Consider the following 17147-nt stretch of genomic DNA (forward strand, 5'->3'; position numbering starts at 1 on the left):
ATGCGAAGGGGGCCGTTCTGCGCCCGTAAGCCGACGCATTCATCGGATGTCGGCAGACGTGTCAGAAAGGGTGGGAATGATGGGGACGCGGAGTCAGCGTAGCGAGGATGTGGACAGAAGACTGGCCGACGCCGTTCTGCGTCTTGCGGCCGCCGGGACACGGCCCGTCAGTATCCAGTCGGTGTCCGACACTTCGGGAGTGGCCAAGACGACGATTTATCGCCGGTACCGCAACAGCTCCGAACTTGTCGATGGGATGTCCACGATGATGTCGGAACTCATCCCTTTGTCGCTCGATCTGGAACCCTCGCGAGACAATCTGACCGTTCTCCTGTCTCGATTCGCCCATTCACTTGACCGACATATCGATATACGGCTTCTTGGCCTGATCATCGCGTCGGATAACCCTTTGGTCACACAACTTAAATCCTCATTGGTGTCCCCAACAAGACGGGCGGCCGAGGCCTTCGTCCGCAGAGGCGTCGACACTGGCGTGTTTCGTTCGGACACCGATGTCACCGCCGTCATGGACAACATCCTCGGATCCCTGATTGTGGGCGCCTCTCGCGGAGAGGACCCGTCCCCCTGGGCGGACAGGGAGGCACGCATTCTGTGGCGTGCCCTCGCCGCCTCCAACGCAGATTCCCGATGATTCCCGGTGGCGGCATAATCCGACGGAATGAGCTGAGTTCTTTGCGCCTGCCCGTGCGCCTCCTTTCTCCACCATGCCTCGTCCTGCCCGCCGTTTCTCCTCGATGACACGCTTTTATGACCCATCACCCGTCATCTCATGAGCACCGTCGCATATCGGTGATGGGGCGCTTCATAGGTTGACTTTTTCCACTTTTGCGCTACGATTTTTCGTATCGATACGAATTTTCGTAGCACTTCGAAAGGAGAGAGAGGCCATGTCCTCAGAAACATCCGATAATCGCAATTGGAAAACCTGGCAGGACTGGACGAATCTGGTGCTGGGCGTGCTGCTGGCGCTCACACCCCTGTTCGCCGAATTCACCCAGGGATCGACTTGGGCGATTGTCATGGGCATCATCATCGCGGTCGTCGCACTATGGGCGCTAGCTACGGCAAGCTCTAAGACTTCCGAGTGGGTGCAGATCATTATGTCCGCCTTCACATTCTTCACTCCGTGGTTCGGCGGATTCTCCACAGGCAGCGGTGCCTGGTGGACATGGATTCTCTCTGTGGTCGTGGTGATTCTTGCCGCGACTACCCTGTCGACGTCCACCGAGTCCGCTCCCGCCCAAAAATAGTTCTTGTGGATAACCATTCAGGCGATGCCCTGCATCTCAGCCCTCTCCCCCCGGGCTGAGATGCAGGGCATCGCCTTATGTCCCATAGTCACTGCATCGTATCGGTTTCTGCCGTTTCTGCCGCCGATCAGTTCTGTCGCGGCAGTTCATACTCCTTCGCGATGACAGCCCACAGCTCGTCGGCCGCATGAGACACATCGTCGTTGACTATCGTGACATCAAACTCGGATTCCGCCGCGAGCTCGACCTTCGCCGTCTCCAGCCGACGCAAGCGCTCGCTCTCCGTCTCGGTCCCACGTTTGCGAAGACGAGTCGCCAAATCGTCGAAACTGGGCGGCGCGAGAAAAACATACACCACTTCCAGTCCGAGCTGCGCGGAGCTTTCCTTGACCCGACGGGCTCCCTGCAGATCGATCTCCAAAATCGTGGGCACACCACTGCGAAGGTGCTCGAGAACCGGTTGCAGCGGCGTCCCATAGTGAGCCAGGCCGTGAACCACCGCAGTCTCCAGAAACAGTCCCTCACGCTCCCTTTCGAGGAACTCCTTCTCCGTGAGGAACCAGTAGTTGACACCGTCGACTTCTCCGGGTCGCGGTGCGCGGGTCGTGGCAGACACGGACACCCACACCTGGGGATGGTCCTCACGCAGCCGAGCCTCGACGGTTCCCTTGCCCACAGCCGTCGGCCCCGTCAGAACGATGAGACGCCGCGACGCATCCCCGACGTTTCCGTCAGCATCCGTCATATCATGGCCTTTCCAATCACGGACATTCATCATGGCGCTCCGGGATTGCCCACCACTCATTCGTCCATCACCTCCAGCAGTGCCTGTCGAACATCCAACGCAATCGACTCCGCCGCGGAAGCCAGTGCGGATATATCCGGTCCATGCGCCGCGATGTATCGGGATACGGTCACCAGCACATTGCCTTTCGTTCCTTTGAAAACCGTGCGCAGGTCATCGGCCTCCGCGCCCTGCCATCCGTAGCCCGGCGAAAGAATCGGTCCGGTGAACTGCGCCGGATCGACTCCTCCATCCTGCATCCACTGTCCGATGTTGGCTCCGATGATCAGTCCCACCGATCCCATCGACGTGGACGAGGCATTGTATTTCTGCGCGTTCTTTGCGATGCCGTATGCCACGGTATGTCCGGCGTAGTCCCCTGATTGACGAATCGCCGTCTGAAGGCTCGCACCCTCCTGGTTCGACGTCAACGACGCGACGAACACCCCTCTGTTGTTGTCCAAAGCAGTGGCGATCAGACCACTGAGAGACCTCGCTCCGTAATAGGGAAGCAAGGTGATCGCATCGGCACGCATGGGCGAATCGGGATAGAAATAGGCATCCCCAATGGCCGAAATCGTCGTGGGAAGGCCACCATGCAGACAATCCACGATGGTGATCACCCCCATCTGGCGTGCGGCGTAGAGAACCCTCTCCAAAGCCGCGAATCCTCGCGAACCGTACCGTTCGAACATGGAGCTCTGGAATTTCACCGCCGCCGCACGCCCATTGGCGGCCTGAAGCATGCGCATGGAAAACAGCTCCGCACCTTCCGCATCGACGTTGTAACCCCATTGGGACAGGATGTTCTTATGCGGGTCGATCCCGATGCACAGCGGTCCATACGTCGCCATGGACCGGCTGAGCCGTTGCCCGAAATCCTCGCCCGCCGTCGCGCCCTTGGGATTCGCCGTCATCTGGCACTCAGCCTTCCATCGCGAAAAGCTGCTGCGAGTGCTCCTGGATGCTCATGATCTGATAATCGTTGCGTTTAACCGCCTCGATCGCCATAAGCACCGCCGAGAACTCGGTCATCGTGGTGAAGTGCGGCAGATCGGCGGCGATGGCGGCGGCGCGGATCGAATAGCCGTCGGATCGCGAACCACGGGAGTTCGGCGTGTTGAGAACCATATCGATGGTTCCATCCTCGATGAGCTCGACGACGTTCTTGCCCACGCTTCCGGACGCATGGTCGACCACCATGGAACGCTCTCCCTCGGAATCCACACGCGAGGTGATCTTGTCAACGATGTGCGACTCGATGCCGTATCGTCTGAGAACCGACGCGGTCCCCTCGGTGGACCAGATCCTGAATCCCAACTCGACCAGCCTGATGGCCATAAGGGGAAGCTGCTTCTTGTCGGAATCGTTGACGGACAGGAAGACGTTGCCGCTGGTGGGAAGTCCCCCCTCGTATGCGGCGAGCTGGCTTTTGGCGAACGCGTGCGGGAAGTCACGGTCGAATCCCATGACCTCGCCCGTGGACCGCATCTCAGGCCCCAGCAGGATGTCGACCGTGCGCCCGACAGGCGTGCGAAAACGCTTGAACGGGAGGACGGACTCCTTGACGGCGACCTGCTGCCCCGGACGCATGACTCCCCCGTCTCCCTGGGGCAGAAGAAGACCGTTGGCGCGTTGCTGGGATATCGTCTCCCCGACCATGATCCGGGCAGCCGCCTTGGCCAGCGCGACCCCCGTCGCCTTGGACGCGAAGGGCACGGTGCGGGACGCGCGGGGATTGGCCTCGATGACGTACAGGGTGTTGGCCATGAAGGCGTACTGCACATTGATAAGACCCCGGACACGGCACCCGCGGGCGATGGCCAGCGTCCCCTCGCGAAGCCGCTGGATCTGATCGTCCGACAACGTGCTGGGGGGAAGCGTGCACGCGGCGTCGCCGGAGTGGACTCCCGCCTCCTCAACGTGTTCCATGATGCCGCCGATGTAGAGCTCCTGCCCGTCATAGAGGGCATCGACGTCGACCTCGATGGCGTCCTGCAGGAACTTGTCGATCAACAGCGGCGACGGCAACCGCCCCGACACAACAGTGTCGTCCTTGGCTTGGGACAGAGCCTTGTTGACATACGTCTGCAGTTGGTCGTCATCGTAGACGATTTCCATGCCGCGGCCACCAAGAACGTAGCTTGGTCGGACAAGCACCGGATATCCGATGGAATGAGCCGCCTCGCGCGCCTCATCCAGGCTGAGAGCGGTTCCGTAGCGCGGAGCGTTCATATGCTCCTCGCGCAGGACATCGCCGAACAACTCGCGGTTCTCCGCCAGATCGATGGCCTCGGGGGACGTCCCCAGAATCGGCACCCCGGCGGCCTTCAACCGCGCGGCGAGAGACAGGGGCGTCTGGCCACCGAGCTGGACGATCACGCCTTTGACCGGTCCCATACGAAGCTCGGCCTCATATATCTCCAGCACGTCCTCGAAGGTCAGCGGTTCGAAATAGAGCCTGTCGGACATGTCGTAATCCGTGGACACCGTCTCCGGGTTGCAGTTGACCATAATCGTGTCATAGGTCTTGCCCAGCTCCTGAACGGCATGCACGCAGGTGTAGTCGAATTCAATGCCCTGACCGATTCTGTTCGGCCCGGATCCCAGGATGATGACCGCCTCACGGTCGCGGGGCCGCAGCTCCGACTCATCCGCGTAGCACGAGTAGTAATAGGGTGTGACCGCGTCGAATTCCGCCGCGCATGTGTCGACCGTCTTGTAGACGGGACGGATGCCGTAGTTCCATCGCAGCTCGCGGATGGTGTCCTCTCCCGCGTCGCCCAGATGACGCAGATGGGCGATCTGCACATCGGACAGTCCAACCCTCTTCGCCGCGAGCAGCAGCGCTGGAGTGAGGATTTCGGACGACCTCACGCGCATCGCCATCTCGTTGATCATCGCGAACTGCTCAAGGAACCATGGATCGATTTTGGTGGCCGCGAATATCTGCTCGACCGTCGCCCCGCCCCACAACGCCCGTTGAAGCTGAAGATAACGCTGCTCGGTCGGGGTGTGCATACGCTCAAGAAGGGCGCTCGTCTCCTCCTCATCGGGGCGGTCGCCATCCCATGAGAACCCCATATGCCGCTTGTCGATCGACCTCATCGCCTTGCCAAGCGACTCCTGGAAGTTGCCTCCCAGCGCCATGGCCTCGCCCACGGATTTCATGGATGTCGTCAGAGTGGGGTCCGCTCCGGGGAACTTTTCGAAGGCGAACCGGGGAACTTTCGTGACCACATAATCGATGGTGGGTTCGAAGCTCGCGGGGGTGGACTGTGTGATGTCGTTGCGGATCTCGTCCAGCGTGTATCCCAGGGCGAGCTTGGTCGCGATCTTGGCGATGGGGAAACCCGTGGCCTTGGACGCCAGTGCCGAGGAGCGCGAGACGCGGGGGTTCATCTCGATGACGATGATCCGTCCGGTCTGCGGATTGACTGCGAACTGGATGTTGCATCCTCCGGTGTCGACGCCGACTCCACGGATGATTTTGATGCCGATATCCCTCATGCGCTGATATTCACGATCGGTGAGGGTGAAGATCGGCGCGACCGTCACGGAATCACCAGTGTGGACGCCCACGGGATCGACGTTCTCTATGGGGCATACGACCACAACGTTGTCGTTGCGGTCGCGCATGAGCTCAAGCTCATACTCCTTCCACCCCTCGATGCCCTCCTCGACGAGGACCTCATTCGTCGGGGAATAGTGCAGTCCGGCACCGGCTATGCGATCGAGCTCCTCACGATTGTGGGCGATCCCCGATCCCAGTCCGCCCATGGTGAAGCTCGGACGAACTACGACCGGATATCCCAAATCCTCGACGATCGCGTTCACCTCGTCGAGCGAATGCGCGATGAACGACCGCGCCGATTCGGCTCCGGCGTCCTCGACGACCTTCTTGAAAAGCTCTCGGTCCTCTCCCCTGTCGATCGCCTCAAGGGAGGCCCCGATGAGCTCGACATGATACTTGTCGAGGATTCCGGCCCGTCCCAAATCCATCGCGGCGTTGAGGGCGGTCTGCCCGCCCAGCGTCGGAAGAAGCGCGTCAGGACGTTCCTTGGCGATGATCTTCTCAAGGATCGGGGTGGCTATGGGCTCGATGTACGTCGCGTCCGCCATCTCGGGATCCGTCATGATCGTGGCGGGATTGGAGTTCACCAGTATGACCCGGATGCCCTCCTCGCGCAGGACACGGCAGGCCTGCGTCCCCGAATAGTCGAATTCGGCTGCCTGCCCGATGACGATCGGCCCCGAACCGATGACCATCACTGATTTGATGTCGGTGCGCTTAGGCATTGAGGCTCTCCTCCTTGGACGTGCGCATGAGATCCACGAAACGGTCGAAAAGATACGAGGCGTCATGAGGCCCGGCGGCTGCCTCCGGATGATACTGGACGGAGAAGGCCGGAATGTCGAGGCACATGAGTCCCTCGACCACGTCGTCGTTGAGGTCAATGTGCGAGACCATGACTCGGCCGTATTGCCCGTCGCCGTAGGGTGACGCGACCGGATCGCCAACGGGCGCGTCCACGGCGAATCCATGATTGTGCGCGGTGACCTCCACCTTGCCGGTGGTCAGATCCTTCACAGGCTGATTGATGCCGCGATGGCCGAATTTGAGCTTGTATGTTCCGAAGCCCAAAGCACGGCCCAAAAGCTGGTTGCCGAAGCAGATGCCGAAGAACGGATAGCCCGCGTCAAGAACCTTGCGCAGCAGGTCGACCTCGGGAGCCGCCTGCTCGGGATCCCCGGGGCCATTGGAGAAGAACACGCCATCGGGATTAAGTGCCGCGATGTCCTCGATGCTCGACGTCGACGGCACGACATGGACACGGCAACCCCGCTCGGCCAGCCTGTGCGGAGTCATGGACTTGATACCCAGATCCACGGCCGCGACAGTGAACAACGGTTCGACACCCTCATGGTCGCCGCAGGGCTCCACGGTGTAGGTCTCCCCCGTGCTCACCTCGTCGTACAGGCTCATGCCCTTCATCACCGGAGTCGCGCGAACGCTTTCAAGCAGGGAATCGACGGAGGCATCGGGGCCGATGTCCTCACCGGAGAAGATGCCGGCCCTCATGACTCCGGCCGAGCGCAGGTGCCTCACCAGACTTCGGGTGTCGATCCCGCTTATTCCCACGATTCCCTGTGCGTCGAGCTCGGCTTCGAGGGATCCTGTGGAGCGCCAGTTGCTTGATATGGGACTGGGCTCGCGCACCACGTATCCCGCGACCCACACGCGGGACGACTCGGAGTCCTCATGATTGACCCCCGTGTTGCCGATGTGGGGAAAGGTCTGCACGACTATCTGTCGGTCGTAGCTGGGATCGGTCAGCGTCTCCTGATATCCGGTCATTCCCGTGGCGAACACTATCTCCCCGGTTGTCCTTCCACGACGGCCATATGCCCCGCCTCGGTACACCGTCCCGTCCTCAAGGACCAGAATGGCTTCCTCGTCTGATGGGTCATTCGTCGTGATGTCGCGTGCGTTCGCCACAATCCCTCCCGTCGGGTCATTCGCACCTAGGGTATCGGCCGGTTAGGACTCGATTCCCTCGTCATGGCCGCTCTCGTCGCCATCCTCCTCGTCATCGTCCCGCGAGTCGTCGGCGGGGATATCGAGGGGATCCTCGAGAACAAGATCGTCGAAGTCGATGGAGTCGTCCTGACCGGCCTCCGCGGCGGTATCGTCCGCGGATTCTCCGGACTCCTTCAGATCATCCGACGTGTCTGCGGTCGGCGATGCCGAAGCCTCCTCGTCCGCCTTGTCCGATGTATCGGGCTCGCCGGTACCATCGGCCGCGTCGATTCCGCCCGTGGGGTTCGCTGCGGACTCGTCGGACACAGCGACGGCGGGAGCAAGCGCTTCCCTCTCCCGTGCCCTCGCATCCTCCAACGCCCTCTCCCGCGCCTCGGAATCGGCCTCAACCGCGCTCAGCAGTCCATGGATGAACGCTGGCGAGTCCTCGTCGCTCAACGTCTTAGCCAGGCCCAAGGCCTCGTCAATGGCCACAGCGTCGGGGACCTCGTCGTTATACACCATCTCCCACACCGCGATGCGCAGGATGTTGCGGTCGACCACCGCCATACGGCCGACCTTCCAACCGGTGGAATGCTCGTTAAGAAGCGAGTCGATGTCCCTGATGTTCTTCGCGACTCCCGTTATCATCTCGACCGCGTAATCGGGAAGAGGGGTCTGCGCTCCCGGGACCTCTAGCCTCTCCGAAAGAAGGGACAGGATGTCCTGTCCCTTCTCATCGGCCTCGTACAACGTGTTCAAAGCCCTTTTGCGGGCCGTTGACCGTGCCATCGCCGAATCCCGTCAGTTCTCACGGCCCAGGTAGGATCCGTCGCGCGTGTCCACCTTGACCTTCTCGCCCTCGCCGACGAAGAGTGGGACCTGAATCTCGGCACCCGTCTCGACTGTCGCGGGCTTCGTCCCCGCATTGGACCGGTTGCCCTGGAGTCCGGGCTCGGTGTGCGTGATCGTGAGAATCACGGAAGCCGGAAGCTCAACGCTCAACGGAGTCCCATCATGGAAGCTCACCACGCAGTCGGTGCCATCAAGCAGGTATTTGCTCTGATCTCCGACCAGCGTCTTCGGTATGAAGATCTGATCGTAGGTGGTCATATCCATGAAGACGAAGTTCTCGCCGTCCTCGTAGGAATATTGGAGGTTGCGGTTGTCGACGGTCTCGAACTCCATTTTCATTCCGGCGTTGAAGGTCCGATCGACGATTTTTCCGGACAGGACGTTCTTGATCGTGGTGCGGACGAAGGCCGGCCCCTTGCCGGGCTTCACATGCTGGAACTTGATGACGGCCCACAGCTGTCCATCGAGGTTGAGGACGGAACCGTTCTTGATGTCATTGGTAGTCTGTGCCACGTATAGTCACCTTTTGTTGTCTGCTTGCGAGCGGTATCGCTCGGAAAAACGCCTTGGTCATTATGCCACGACGCGTGGAGAATAGATGCGAAAGACGCCGCACGGTTCCTCCGTCCCCTATCGAGGATGATGGTGAGGAACCGATGCGGCGCCTTAGGCTGACCGTGGCGAACGGTGCCGCCACGTTGCGTCGGTTGTCCGACTACTACTCGAGAACCTTGGTCACACGGCCTGAGCCGACGGTGTGTCCACCCTCGCGAACTGCGAAGGTCAGCCCCTCCTCCATGGCGACGGGCTGGATCAGCTCGACGGTGAAGGTGGCGTGGTCACCGGGCTGGACCATCTCGACGCCCTCGGGCAGGGAGATAACGCCGGTGACGTCGGTTGTGCGGAAGTAGAACTGAGGGCGGTAGTTCGAGAAGAACGGCGAGTGGCGGCCGCCCTCGTCCTTGGTCAGGACGTAGACCTCACCCTCGAACTTGTCATGAGGAGTCACGGACTTCGGGGCGGCCACGACCTGGCCACGCTCGACCTGCTCGCGGTTGATGCCGCGGAGCAGCAGACCGGTGTTGTCGCCGGCCTCGGCCTCGTCCATCTGCTTGTGGAAGGTCTCGATGGAGGTGACGGTGGTGGTCTGGGTGGGACGGATTCCGACGATCTCCACGGTGGAGTTGACGGGAAGACGGCCACGCTCGACACGACCGGTGACCACGGTGCCGCGGCCGGAGATCGTGAAGACATCCTCGATGGGCATGAGGAAGGGCTTGTCGAGATCGTGCACGGGGGTCGGGATGTAGTCGTCGACGGCATCCATCAGATCCTTGATGGTCTGGACCCACTTCTCATGGTCCGGAGCGTCATCGTGCAGCGCGCCGTACGCGGAGGTGCGGATAACCGGGCAGTCGCGGTCGAAGCCATTCTCGTCGAGAAGGTCGCGGACCTCTTCCTCGACGAGCTCGATGAGCTCCTCGTCCTCGACCATGTCGCACTTGTTGAGGGCGACGAGAATCTTCGGGACGCCGACCTGACGGGCGAGCAGAACGTGCTCGCGAGTCTGGGCCATGGGGCCGTCGGTGGCGGCGACGACGAGGATCGCGCCATCCATCTGGGCGGCGCCGGTGATCATGTTCTTCACGAAGTCGGCGTGTCCGGGGCAGTCCACGTGGGCGTAGTGGCGCTTGGCGGTCTGGTACTCGATGTGCGCGATGTTAATCGTGATGCCGCGCTGCTGCTCCTCGGGAGCGGCGTCGATCTGATTGAAGTCGTACTCAGGGTTGAGATCCGGGTACTCCTCGTGCAGCACCTTGGAGATGGCCGCGGTCAGTGTGGTCTTGCCGTGGTCGACGTGTCCGATGGTGCCGATGTTAACGTGCGGCTTGGTGCGCTCGTATTTTGCCTTTGCCATTGTGTTTTGTCCTCCTGGACGTCTTGTAGACTGCCCGTACGTCGGCGGTCCGGGCACTCGCTACATATTACTGGGTTTCTGGGTTGTTTGCCACTCACCGTGCCCGAACCCAGTCAGCGCTAAGAATATAACGCCGACCGGAGACACGGGAACGGTGAGTCGACGGGTGTGTCACTCGCCGCGCTGGGCCTTGATGATCTCGTCGGCGATGGCCTTGGGAACCTCCGCGTACGAGTCCATCTGCATGGTGAACATGGCGCGCCCCTGCGTCTTGGAACGCAGGTCGCCGATGTAGCCGAACATCTCGCTCAGCGGCACCTTGGCGTCGATGACCTTGACGCCGGTGGCGTCGGACATCGACTGGATGCTGCCTCGACGGGAGTTCAGATCTCCCATGCCGTCGCCCATGTACTCCTCGGGAGTACGGACCTCGACGGCCATGATGGGCTCGAGGATCACGGGCTTGGCCTTGTGAGCGGCCTCCTTGAAGCACATGGAGCCGGCGATCTTGAAGGCGAGCTCCGAGGAGTCGACGTCGTGAATCTGACCGTCGGTGACGGTCGCCTTGACTCCGACCACGGGGAATCCCGCGAGGATTCCGGATTCCATGGCCTCACGCACGCCCGCATCGATCGAGGGGATGAACTCCTTGGTGATGTGGCCGCCGGTGACCTCGTTGGCGAACTCGTAGGTCTCGCCCGCCTCGGTGTCCAACGGCTCGAAGTTCATGAGAACCTTCGCGAACTGACCGGAGCCACCGGTCTGTTTCTTGTGCGTGTACTCCTGGTTCATGACAGCCTTGCGGATCGTCTCGCGGTACGCGACCTGAGGCTTGCCGACGTTGCAGTCGACCTTGAACTCACGTCGCATGCGGTCGACAATGATGTCGAGCTGAAGCTCGCCCATTCCGGAGATCAGTGTCTGGCCGGACTCCTCGTCCGTCTTGACCTGGAAGGTCGGATCCTCGTCGGACAGCTTGGCGAGGGCCAGACTCATCTTCTCCTGGTCGGCTTTGGTCTTGGGCTCCACGGCGACCTCGATCACGGGATCGGGGAAGGTCATGGACTCCAGGGAGATCGGGGCCTTCTCGGCGCACAGCGTGTCACCGGTGGTGATGTTCTTCAGACCGACGAAGGTGTAGATGTTGCCGGCCTCGGCCGCGTCGACGGGGTTCTCCTTGTCGGCGTGCATCTGGAAGATCTTCCCGACGCGCTCCTTCTTGCCCTTCGTGGAGTCGAGCACGTTGTCGCCGGGCTTGATGCTTCCCGAATAGACGCGCACGAACACGAGCTTGCCGTAGAAGGGGTGGGTCGAGATCTTGAAGACCAGCGCGGCGAACGGGTCGTCGACGGTGGGCTTGCGATCGATCTCCACGGACTCGTCGCCGGGCTTGTATCCGACGATCGAGGGAACGTCCTCGGGGCTGGGCAGGTAGTCCACGACCGCGTCGAGCATGGGCTGAACGCCCTTGTCCTTGAACGCGGATCCGCACAGAACCGGGTAGGCCTGACGGGTGATGGTGAGCTTTCGGATGCCGCTGCGAATCTCCGCCTCAGACAGGTCGCCGGATTCGAGATACTTCTCTACCAGCTCGTCGTCGGCCTCCGCGACCTGGTCAAGCAACTCGGAACGATACTGTTCGGCCTTGTCTTGAAGATCCTCGGGGATGTCGATGGTGTCGTAGTGGGCGCCAAGATCGCCGGAGACGTCGTTCCAGACATACGCCTTCATGCGGATGAGGTCGACGACGCCCTTGAAGTCGTTCTCGGCTCCGATGGGGAGCTGGACGACGAGCGGGGTCACGCCGAGCTTCTTCTTGATGGTGTCGACGGAGAAGTAGAAGTCCGCGCCGAGCTTGTCCATCTTGTTGATGAAGCAGATGCGGGGCACGCCGTACTTGTCGGCCTGACGCCACACAGTCTCGGACTGGGGCTCCACGCCCTCCTTGCCGTCGAACACCGCCACGGCACCGTCGAGGACGCGCAGCGAGCGCTCGACCTCGGCCGTGAAGTCCACGTGGCCGGGGGTGTCGATGATGTTGATCTGGAACTTCTGATCGGTGTCGTGGGTCTGACGGTTCCAGAAGCATGTGGTGGCCGCGGACTGGATGGTGATTCCACGCTCCTGTTCCTGGGCCATGAAGTCCATCGTCGAGGCGCCATCATGGGTCTCGCCGATTTTGTAGTTCTTGCCCGTATAGAACAGAATGCGTTCCGTGGTCGTGGTCTTGCCGGCATCGATATGCGCCATGATGCCGATGTTGCGGATCTCATTGAGATCCGTGAGCACGTCTAGTGCCATAAAAGGTCCCTTCGCTTTCGACTCTCGGAATTACCAGCGGTAATGGGCGAAGGCCTTGTTCGCCTCAGCCATCTTGTGAGTGTCCTCACGCCGCTTGACGGAGGCTCCGAGACCATTGGAGGCGTCGAGGATCTCGTTGGCGAGACGCTCGGCCATGGACTTCTCGCGGCGGGCGCGGGAGAAGTCGGTCAGCCAGCGCAGCGACAGCGTGTTCGCGCGGACGGGCTTGACCTCGACGGGCACCTGGTAGGTGGCGCCGCCGACTCGACGGGAACGCACCTCGAGGCTGGGACGGATGTTGTCCAGAGCGCGCTTGAGCACGGAGACGGGCTCCTGGTCGGTCTTCTCCTTGACCATATCGAGCGCGGAGTAGACGATGTCCTCGGCGATGGACTTCTTTCCATCGAGGAGGATCTTGTTGATGAGCTGCGCCACCACGGTCGAGCCATAGATCGGATCGGGCAGCAGCTGGTGCTTCTTGGCAGGTCCTTTACGTGACATGGTATCTACTTCGCCTTCTTTGCGCCGTACAGGGAACGACCCTGCTTGCGGTCCTTGACTCCCTGGGTATCGAGCGCGCCACGCACGATGTGGTAGCGGACACCGGGAAGATCCTTCACACGACCACCGCGGACGAGCACGATGGAGTGCTCCTGCAGGTTGTGTCCCTCACCGGGGATGTAGGCGGTGACCTCGATGCCGGAGCTCAGGCGCACACGGGCGACCTTACGCAATGCCGAATTCGGCTTCTTCGGGGTGGTGGTGTAGACACGGGTGCACACGCCGCGGCGCAGCGGGCTTCCTTTAAGGGCCAAAGTCTTGGACTTCTTCGGCTTGGCCTGACGTCCTTTACGGACAAGTTGTTCTATAGTAGGCAACTCTGGTTCTCCGATTCGTTGTTTTCTTTGTATTCGTGGAACCGCCGCACCGCGCTCCACCCGACAACATCCTCGGAAGAAAGCAGCCCAGTCCACCGGCCCGATGGCCCCTCATCCTCCCATGACGCATTGCTGCGGACGTTCATCGGATTCGGGGATATCCCGCGGATTCACCTGTCACATAAGGCGCACCTGCGGCACACACAGCTTTCCATTATAGCACGGCACCGGACATGCTGACATACGACACTCCACCGTCGACGCCGAATCGTCATTCCCGTGATGTCGTGAACCGCGCATCCCTCCGATGATCGGACATCGCGTTTCCTCCATGCAGACGGTGGCGGCGTCCCGTCCTGCCGGAATGCCCGAGAACCCGAAGACGATACGGTCAGAAGGCCATGACGCGACGCGCCGGCGCGAGGAATCGGCAAATCGGGTATAGTATCCATCTGTTGCGTGCCACTCATCAGCAGTGGCAGGCCGCATGGTGGCTATAGCTCAGCAGGTAGAGCATCTGATTGTGGTTCAGAAGGTCGCGCGTTCGAACCGCGTTAGCCACCCCACTTCACCCCTTGGAAACATTAGGTTTCCGGGGGTCTTTTCTTTGCTCTTCACGATGTTTCCATGACATGTTCGGTCATGACCACGGTTGCAGGCGCCTCCCGCGCATTCCGTTCCCTCATGGGTATGCATGAGGGAACGGAATGCGCATGGGGCATCATGGCCGGAACGGCGGCCGTCACCGAATCTGGTCGGTCAGTATCTTCTTCGCCGTCGCACCATACTTTCCATAGTCGAACATCGACATGGTCCCCCATCCCCGGTAATCCGGGGCCCAGTATCGAATCCCCGCCAGACCATGCGACTTGCCCCACGTGACGAGATCGTGGTAGAGCGTGGCCTGCCCCTTCTCCGTATGCGGATAGCCCTTAACCGTCTGCGACCATCCCGCATACGGGCCGGAGGCCTTCCCCGAGGGATAGGAGTATTCCGCCACGAACACGCGCAGACCGGTCTCCTGATTGATGCGTTCCACCATCTTCTTGAACATCGTGATTTTGTTGAGGTACAGTGCCGGGGCGCTTGGATAGAAGCTGATTCCCGCCACCGAGACATCGAAACCGTTCTTCTGCAGCGTGCGGTAGTACTTCACGGCGCCGCTCACCGTCGATACGACGCTCGCGATATGGGTCGAGAACTGCAGTCCCCTGCTCGACCTGCCACGATCGGCGTAGGCGTCCCTGATTCCATCGGCCACGGCCTGCATCTGTTTGGCGTTGTATTTCCACACGTTGTTCGCGAGCCAGTCCGTCGCGAAAATGGGAAGCATATAGGTCATCCAGCTCGGTACCTTGGCGAGTGCAGGATTGACCGCCGTCTTCAGGCCGACGCTGACGCCGGCGAACCCATAGTTGGCCTCGTTCCCGATGTTCCACACCTTGACTGTCGCTCCGGTGTCCAGGATCCGTCCGGCCACGAAGCGACCGTATGCACGTAGGACGGTCCATCTCGTCGAGCGTCAGCTCGCTCCACGATTTGCCATGCTGAAGTTTGACCACTGAGGGATACTGCGAGAAATCCGGAGCCTGCTGCCTGTCCATGTCCATATAGGTGTAGGCGGTCATGATCTCGGGATTAAGGTCGATGCCGAGTTTGGCCGCCAGCCGGGCCGTTGCCAGACCCTGATCGAGAGTGTAGACGTTCGCGTTCGAATCGTATTCGCCATCGACCATGTCACTGGACGTGACATGCCGTTTCGTCGCGATGCGCGTATACATCTCCGTCGCTCCGGCATCGATGAAGGCCTTCTCGAGCTCCTCCCGATTGGAGATCGTCCGCGATCCCACCTTGTATTCGTATCCGTTCGCGAAGGCGCGGTCGGAGAAGGGGCTGACGGACAGGGCGTTCCGGAACGGCATCGTGCTGGCGGCGGGAGTGTATGAGGGATCCTCGCGATAGTAGAACTGCGCGACGGCGAGTTGAGCCACCAGGACCACGACCAGGATGCCGGCGACCGCTGCGACCGCTTTGGCGAATCGATGACGGCGAACTCTCTTCGCGACGGCGTCCGCTCCCCCGTCGCCATGCTGCCGATCGTGAGCGGGGGCATTCGGATCCGGATTGGTATGCTGATGCATGATGCGCTTTCGTTCGTCGCTGCGGGACGCGCGCCAATATAACAGCGATCGCCACGACGATGACCATGGTCTTGATCGTGGCCGGGACAACGACGGGATATGGCAGGCCTTATGACACTACGCGTTTCTCGCCCAGCGCAACGGTTCGGACCATCGGTGCAGCGGTTCGTACCATTGAGCCCCACGCACCATATGCGACCATTCCCGTCCGGAGGCTCCCATTGACCGCTCCCACCACCACCACGTCCGGCACCTCAGACACCCCCGGCACCTCAGGCACCCCGGAGGGCATGCCCGCACCCACCACATCCGTCCTCTCCTTCGAGAACGACTACGGCGAGGGTGCCCATCCCGCCATTCTGGAGGCACTGTCCGCCGGCAATCTCATGCCGCGCACCGGATATGGCACGGATGACACGTGCCGCTCGGCCACGGAGCGCATCAGACGCTGGATCGAACAGCCCCATGCGTACGTGCGCTTCCTCGTGGGCGGCACCCAGGCCAACCAGACCATCATCGACGCCATCGCCCCGCCCTTCGGCGCTGTCGTGGCGGTCGCCAGCGCGCATGTCAACACCCATGAGGCGGGGGCCATCGAAGCCTCCGGCCACAAGGTCATCACCCTGCCCGAGCATGACGGAAAGATGGACCCCGACGATCTGGAGTCGCTGTGCGACGTCTTCGACGCCGACGACAACAACGAGCATATGGCCGTGCCGTCCTGCGTCTACATCTCGCAGTCCACCGAATACGGGACCCTGTACGGTCTGGACGAGATGGAGCGTCTGTCACGGGTCTGCCGCACCCATCATCTGCCGCTGGTCGTCGATGGCGCGCGTCTGGGATACGCGCTGGCCGCCACCGGATGCGACATGACCGCAGCCGACATCGCCCGTCTCGCGGACGCCTTCACGATCGGCGGCACGAAGGTCGGGGCACTGTTCGGCGAAGCCGCAGTATTCCCCCACGGTGCTCCCGTGAACCGCATGACCGCGCTGATCAAACGCCACGGGGCTCTGCTGGCAAAGGGATGGCTCCTCGGAACCCAGTTCGACGTGCTGCTCGACGACGGTCTCTATCTCGACATCGCCGGGAACGCCGACCGGCAGGCCGACACGATCCGGAAGGCCCTGACGGACAAGGGCTATGAGATCATGCACCCGTCGTCGACGAACCAGATCTTCGTCGCGCTGGACGGTCCCACCGTCTCCCACCTGACCGCGCAGGTCCGCCTGGGGTTCATGGAGGTCCTGGCTGACGGACGTTCCCTGATGCGCATCTGCACGAGCTGGGCGACCACCGACGATCAGACGCGGCGGCTCATCGACCTGCTGTGATCACGTAATCCGTCGGGTCACATGACCTTTCGATGATTCGCGTGGATCCGTCATGACACGGGAGATCCGTCACGACACAGGGACGATCGGCCAATGGCCATGGTCGACCCCAATCACGGACATCGGCGAACCCATCATCCC

At 61.4% G+C, this 17147-nt stretch carries 13 protein-coding genes, 1 tRNA gene and 2 pseudogenes; 5 read left to right on the top strand and 11 right to left on the bottom strand.

Annotation, left to right across the window (positions count from 1 at the left end; all coding sequences use genetic code 11):
* Positions 1-76 precede the first annotated feature (76 nt).
* Both Q1X90_RS05755 and Q1X90_RS05760 read left to right on the top strand, forming a co-directional pair.
* Positions 77-652 carry a TetR/AcrR family transcriptional regulator C-terminal ligand-binding domain-containing protein gene (locus tag Q1X90_RS05755; protein ID WP_300767534.1) on the top strand — a complete coding sequence of 192 codons (576 nt, stop codon included), beginning with the start codon at positions 77-79 and terminating at the stop codon, positions 650-652.
* Between the two features lie 256 nt (positions 653-908).
* A complete protein-coding gene (locus tag Q1X90_RS05760) occupies positions 909-1271 on the top strand; it encodes a hypothetical protein (RefSeq protein ID WP_300767536.1) in 363 nt (120 codons plus the stop codon).
* Positions 1272-1398: 127 nt separating this feature from the next.
* Here the strand turns inward: Q1X90_RS05760 and gmk are convergent, their stop codons facing one another.
* The 10 genes and pseudogenes from gmk to rpsL form a co-directional block, all read right to left on the bottom strand.
* The gene (gene gmk, locus Q1X90_RS05765; RefSeq protein ID WP_300767538.1) at positions 1399-2016 is read right to left on the bottom strand and encodes a guanylate kinase; all 618 of its coding nucleotides are present in this window, start codon (positions 2014-2016) and stop codon (positions 1399-1401) included.
* A 56-nt stretch (positions 2017-2072) separates the two neighbouring features.
* Entirely contained in the window at positions 2073-2909 is an 837-nt protein-coding gene (gene pyrF / locus Q1X90_RS05770; RefSeq protein WP_300767960.1) for an orotidine-5'-phosphate decarboxylase, read from the bottom strand.
* Positions 2910-2979: 70 nt separating this feature from the next.
* Positions 2980-6354, bottom strand: a complete 3375-nt coding sequence (carB, locus tag Q1X90_RS05775; protein ID WP_300767540.1) for a carbamoyl-phosphate synthase large subunit — start codon at positions 6352-6354, stop codon at positions 2980-2982.
* Positions 6347-7555 carry a glutamine-hydrolyzing carbamoyl-phosphate synthase small subunit gene (carA, locus tag Q1X90_RS05780; RefSeq protein ID WP_300767541.1) on the bottom strand — a complete coding sequence of 403 codons (1209 nt, stop codon included), beginning with the start codon at positions 7553-7555 and terminating at the stop codon, positions 6347-6349. Before carA ends, carB begins: the two co-directional genes overlap by 8 nt.
* Positions 7556-7798: 243 nt before the next feature.
* A pseudogene (nusB, locus tag Q1X90_RS05785) lies at positions 7799-8368 on the bottom strand (transcription antitermination factor NusB); the annotation flags it as partial.
* Positions 8369-8380: 12 nt separating this feature from the next.
* A complete protein-coding gene (efp, locus tag Q1X90_RS05790; RefSeq protein WP_300767544.1) occupies positions 8381-8944 on the bottom strand; it encodes an elongation factor P in 564 nt (187 codons plus the stop codon).
* A 205-nt stretch (positions 8945-9149) separates the two neighbouring features.
* Positions 9150-10349, bottom strand: a complete 1200-nt coding sequence (gene tuf, locus Q1X90_RS05795) for an elongation factor Tu (protein ID WP_300767546.1) — start codon at positions 10347-10349, stop codon at positions 9150-9152.
* 171 nt (positions 10350-10520) lie between these two features.
* On the bottom strand, positions 10521-12650 hold the full coding sequence (gene fusA, locus Q1X90_RS05800; protein ID WP_300767548.1) for an elongation factor G: 2130 nt from the start codon (positions 12648-12650) through the stop codon (positions 10521-10523).
* A 30-nt stretch (positions 12651-12680) separates the two neighbouring features.
* Positions 12681-13151, bottom strand: coding sequence for a 30S ribosomal protein S7 (rpsG, locus tag Q1X90_RS05805; protein ID WP_300767550.1), 471 nt, complete (start codon positions 13149-13151; stop codon positions 12681-12683).
* A 5-nt stretch (positions 13152-13156) separates the two neighbouring features.
* Positions 13157-13528 (bottom strand): 30S ribosomal protein S12, encoded by a 372-nt coding sequence (gene rpsL / locus Q1X90_RS05810; RefSeq protein ID WP_003813881.1) that lies wholly within the window; start codon positions 13526-13528, stop codon positions 13157-13159.
* Between the two features lie 490 nt (positions 13529-14018).
* On the opposite strand from rpsL, the gene Q1X90_RS05815 reads away from it, so the two are divergent.
* Positions 14019-14094, top strand: a tRNA-His gene (locus tag Q1X90_RS05815).
* A 176-nt stretch (positions 14095-14270) separates the two neighbouring features.
* Here the strand turns inward: Q1X90_RS05815 and Q1X90_RS05820 are convergent.
* Positions 14271-15011, bottom strand: a pseudogene (locus tag Q1X90_RS05820) (glycosyl hydrolase 53 family protein); the annotation flags it as partial.
* Between the two features lie 251 nt (positions 15012-15262).
* Here Q1X90_RS05820 and Q1X90_RS05825 point away from each other — a divergent pair.
* Both Q1X90_RS05825 and Q1X90_RS05830 read left to right on the top strand, forming a co-directional pair.
* The gene (locus Q1X90_RS05825; protein ID WP_300767947.1) at positions 15263-15490 is read left to right on the top strand and encodes a hypothetical protein; all 228 of its coding nucleotides are present in this window, start codon (positions 15263-15265) and stop codon (positions 15488-15490) included.
* 469 nt (positions 15491-15959) lie between these two features.
* Positions 15960-17006 (top strand): aminotransferase class I/II-fold pyridoxal phosphate-dependent enzyme, encoded by a 1047-nt coding sequence (locus Q1X90_RS05830; protein WP_300767962.1) that lies wholly within the window; start codon positions 15960-15962, stop codon positions 17004-17006.
* Positions 17007-17147 lie beyond the last annotated feature (141 nt).

The organism is uncultured Bifidobacterium sp., assembly GCF_949292005.1.
Taxonomy (GTDB): domain Bacteria; phylum Actinomycetota; class Actinomycetes; order Actinomycetales; family Bifidobacteriaceae; genus Bifidobacterium.

Excerpts from the sequence above, each read along its gene's own strand:
- rpsG (WP_300767550.1), bottom strand. The coding sequence starts at position 13,151 with ATGTCACGTAAAGGACCTGCCAAGAAGCACCAGCTGCTGCCCGATCCG.
- gmk (WP_300767538.1), bottom strand. The coding sequence starts at position 2,016 with ATGACGGATGCTGACGGAAACGTCGGGGATGCGTCGCGGCGTCTCATC.
- Q1X90_RS05755 (WP_300767534.1), top strand. The coding sequence starts at position 77 with ATGATGGGGACGCGGAGTCAGCGTAGCGAGGATGTGGACAGAAGACTG.
- Q1X90_RS05760 (WP_300767536.1), top strand. The coding sequence starts at position 909 with ATGTCCTCAGAAACATCCGATAATCGCAATTGGAAAACCTGGCAGGAC.
- tuf (WP_300767546.1), bottom strand. The coding sequence starts at position 10,349 with ATGGCAAAGGCAAAATACGAGCGCACCAAGCCGCACGTTAACATCGGC.
- fusA (WP_300767548.1), bottom strand. The coding sequence starts at position 12,650 with ATGGCACTAGACGTGCTCACGGATCTCAATGAGATCCGCAACATCGGC.
- pyrF (WP_300767960.1), bottom strand. The coding sequence starts at position 2,909 with ATGGCGACGTATGGACCGCTGTGCATCGGGATCGACCCGCATAAGAAC.
- Q1X90_RS05825 (WP_300767947.1), top strand. The coding sequence starts at position 15,263 with ATGTCACTGGACGTGACATGCCGTTTCGTCGCGATGCGCGTATACATC.
- Q1X90_RS05830 (WP_300767962.1), top strand. The coding sequence starts at position 15,960 with ATGCCCGCACCCACCACATCCGTCCTCTCCTTCGAGAACGACTACGGC.
- carB (WP_300767540.1), bottom strand. The coding sequence starts at position 6,354 with ATGCCTAAGCGCACCGACATCAAATCAGTGATGGTCATCGGTTCGGGG.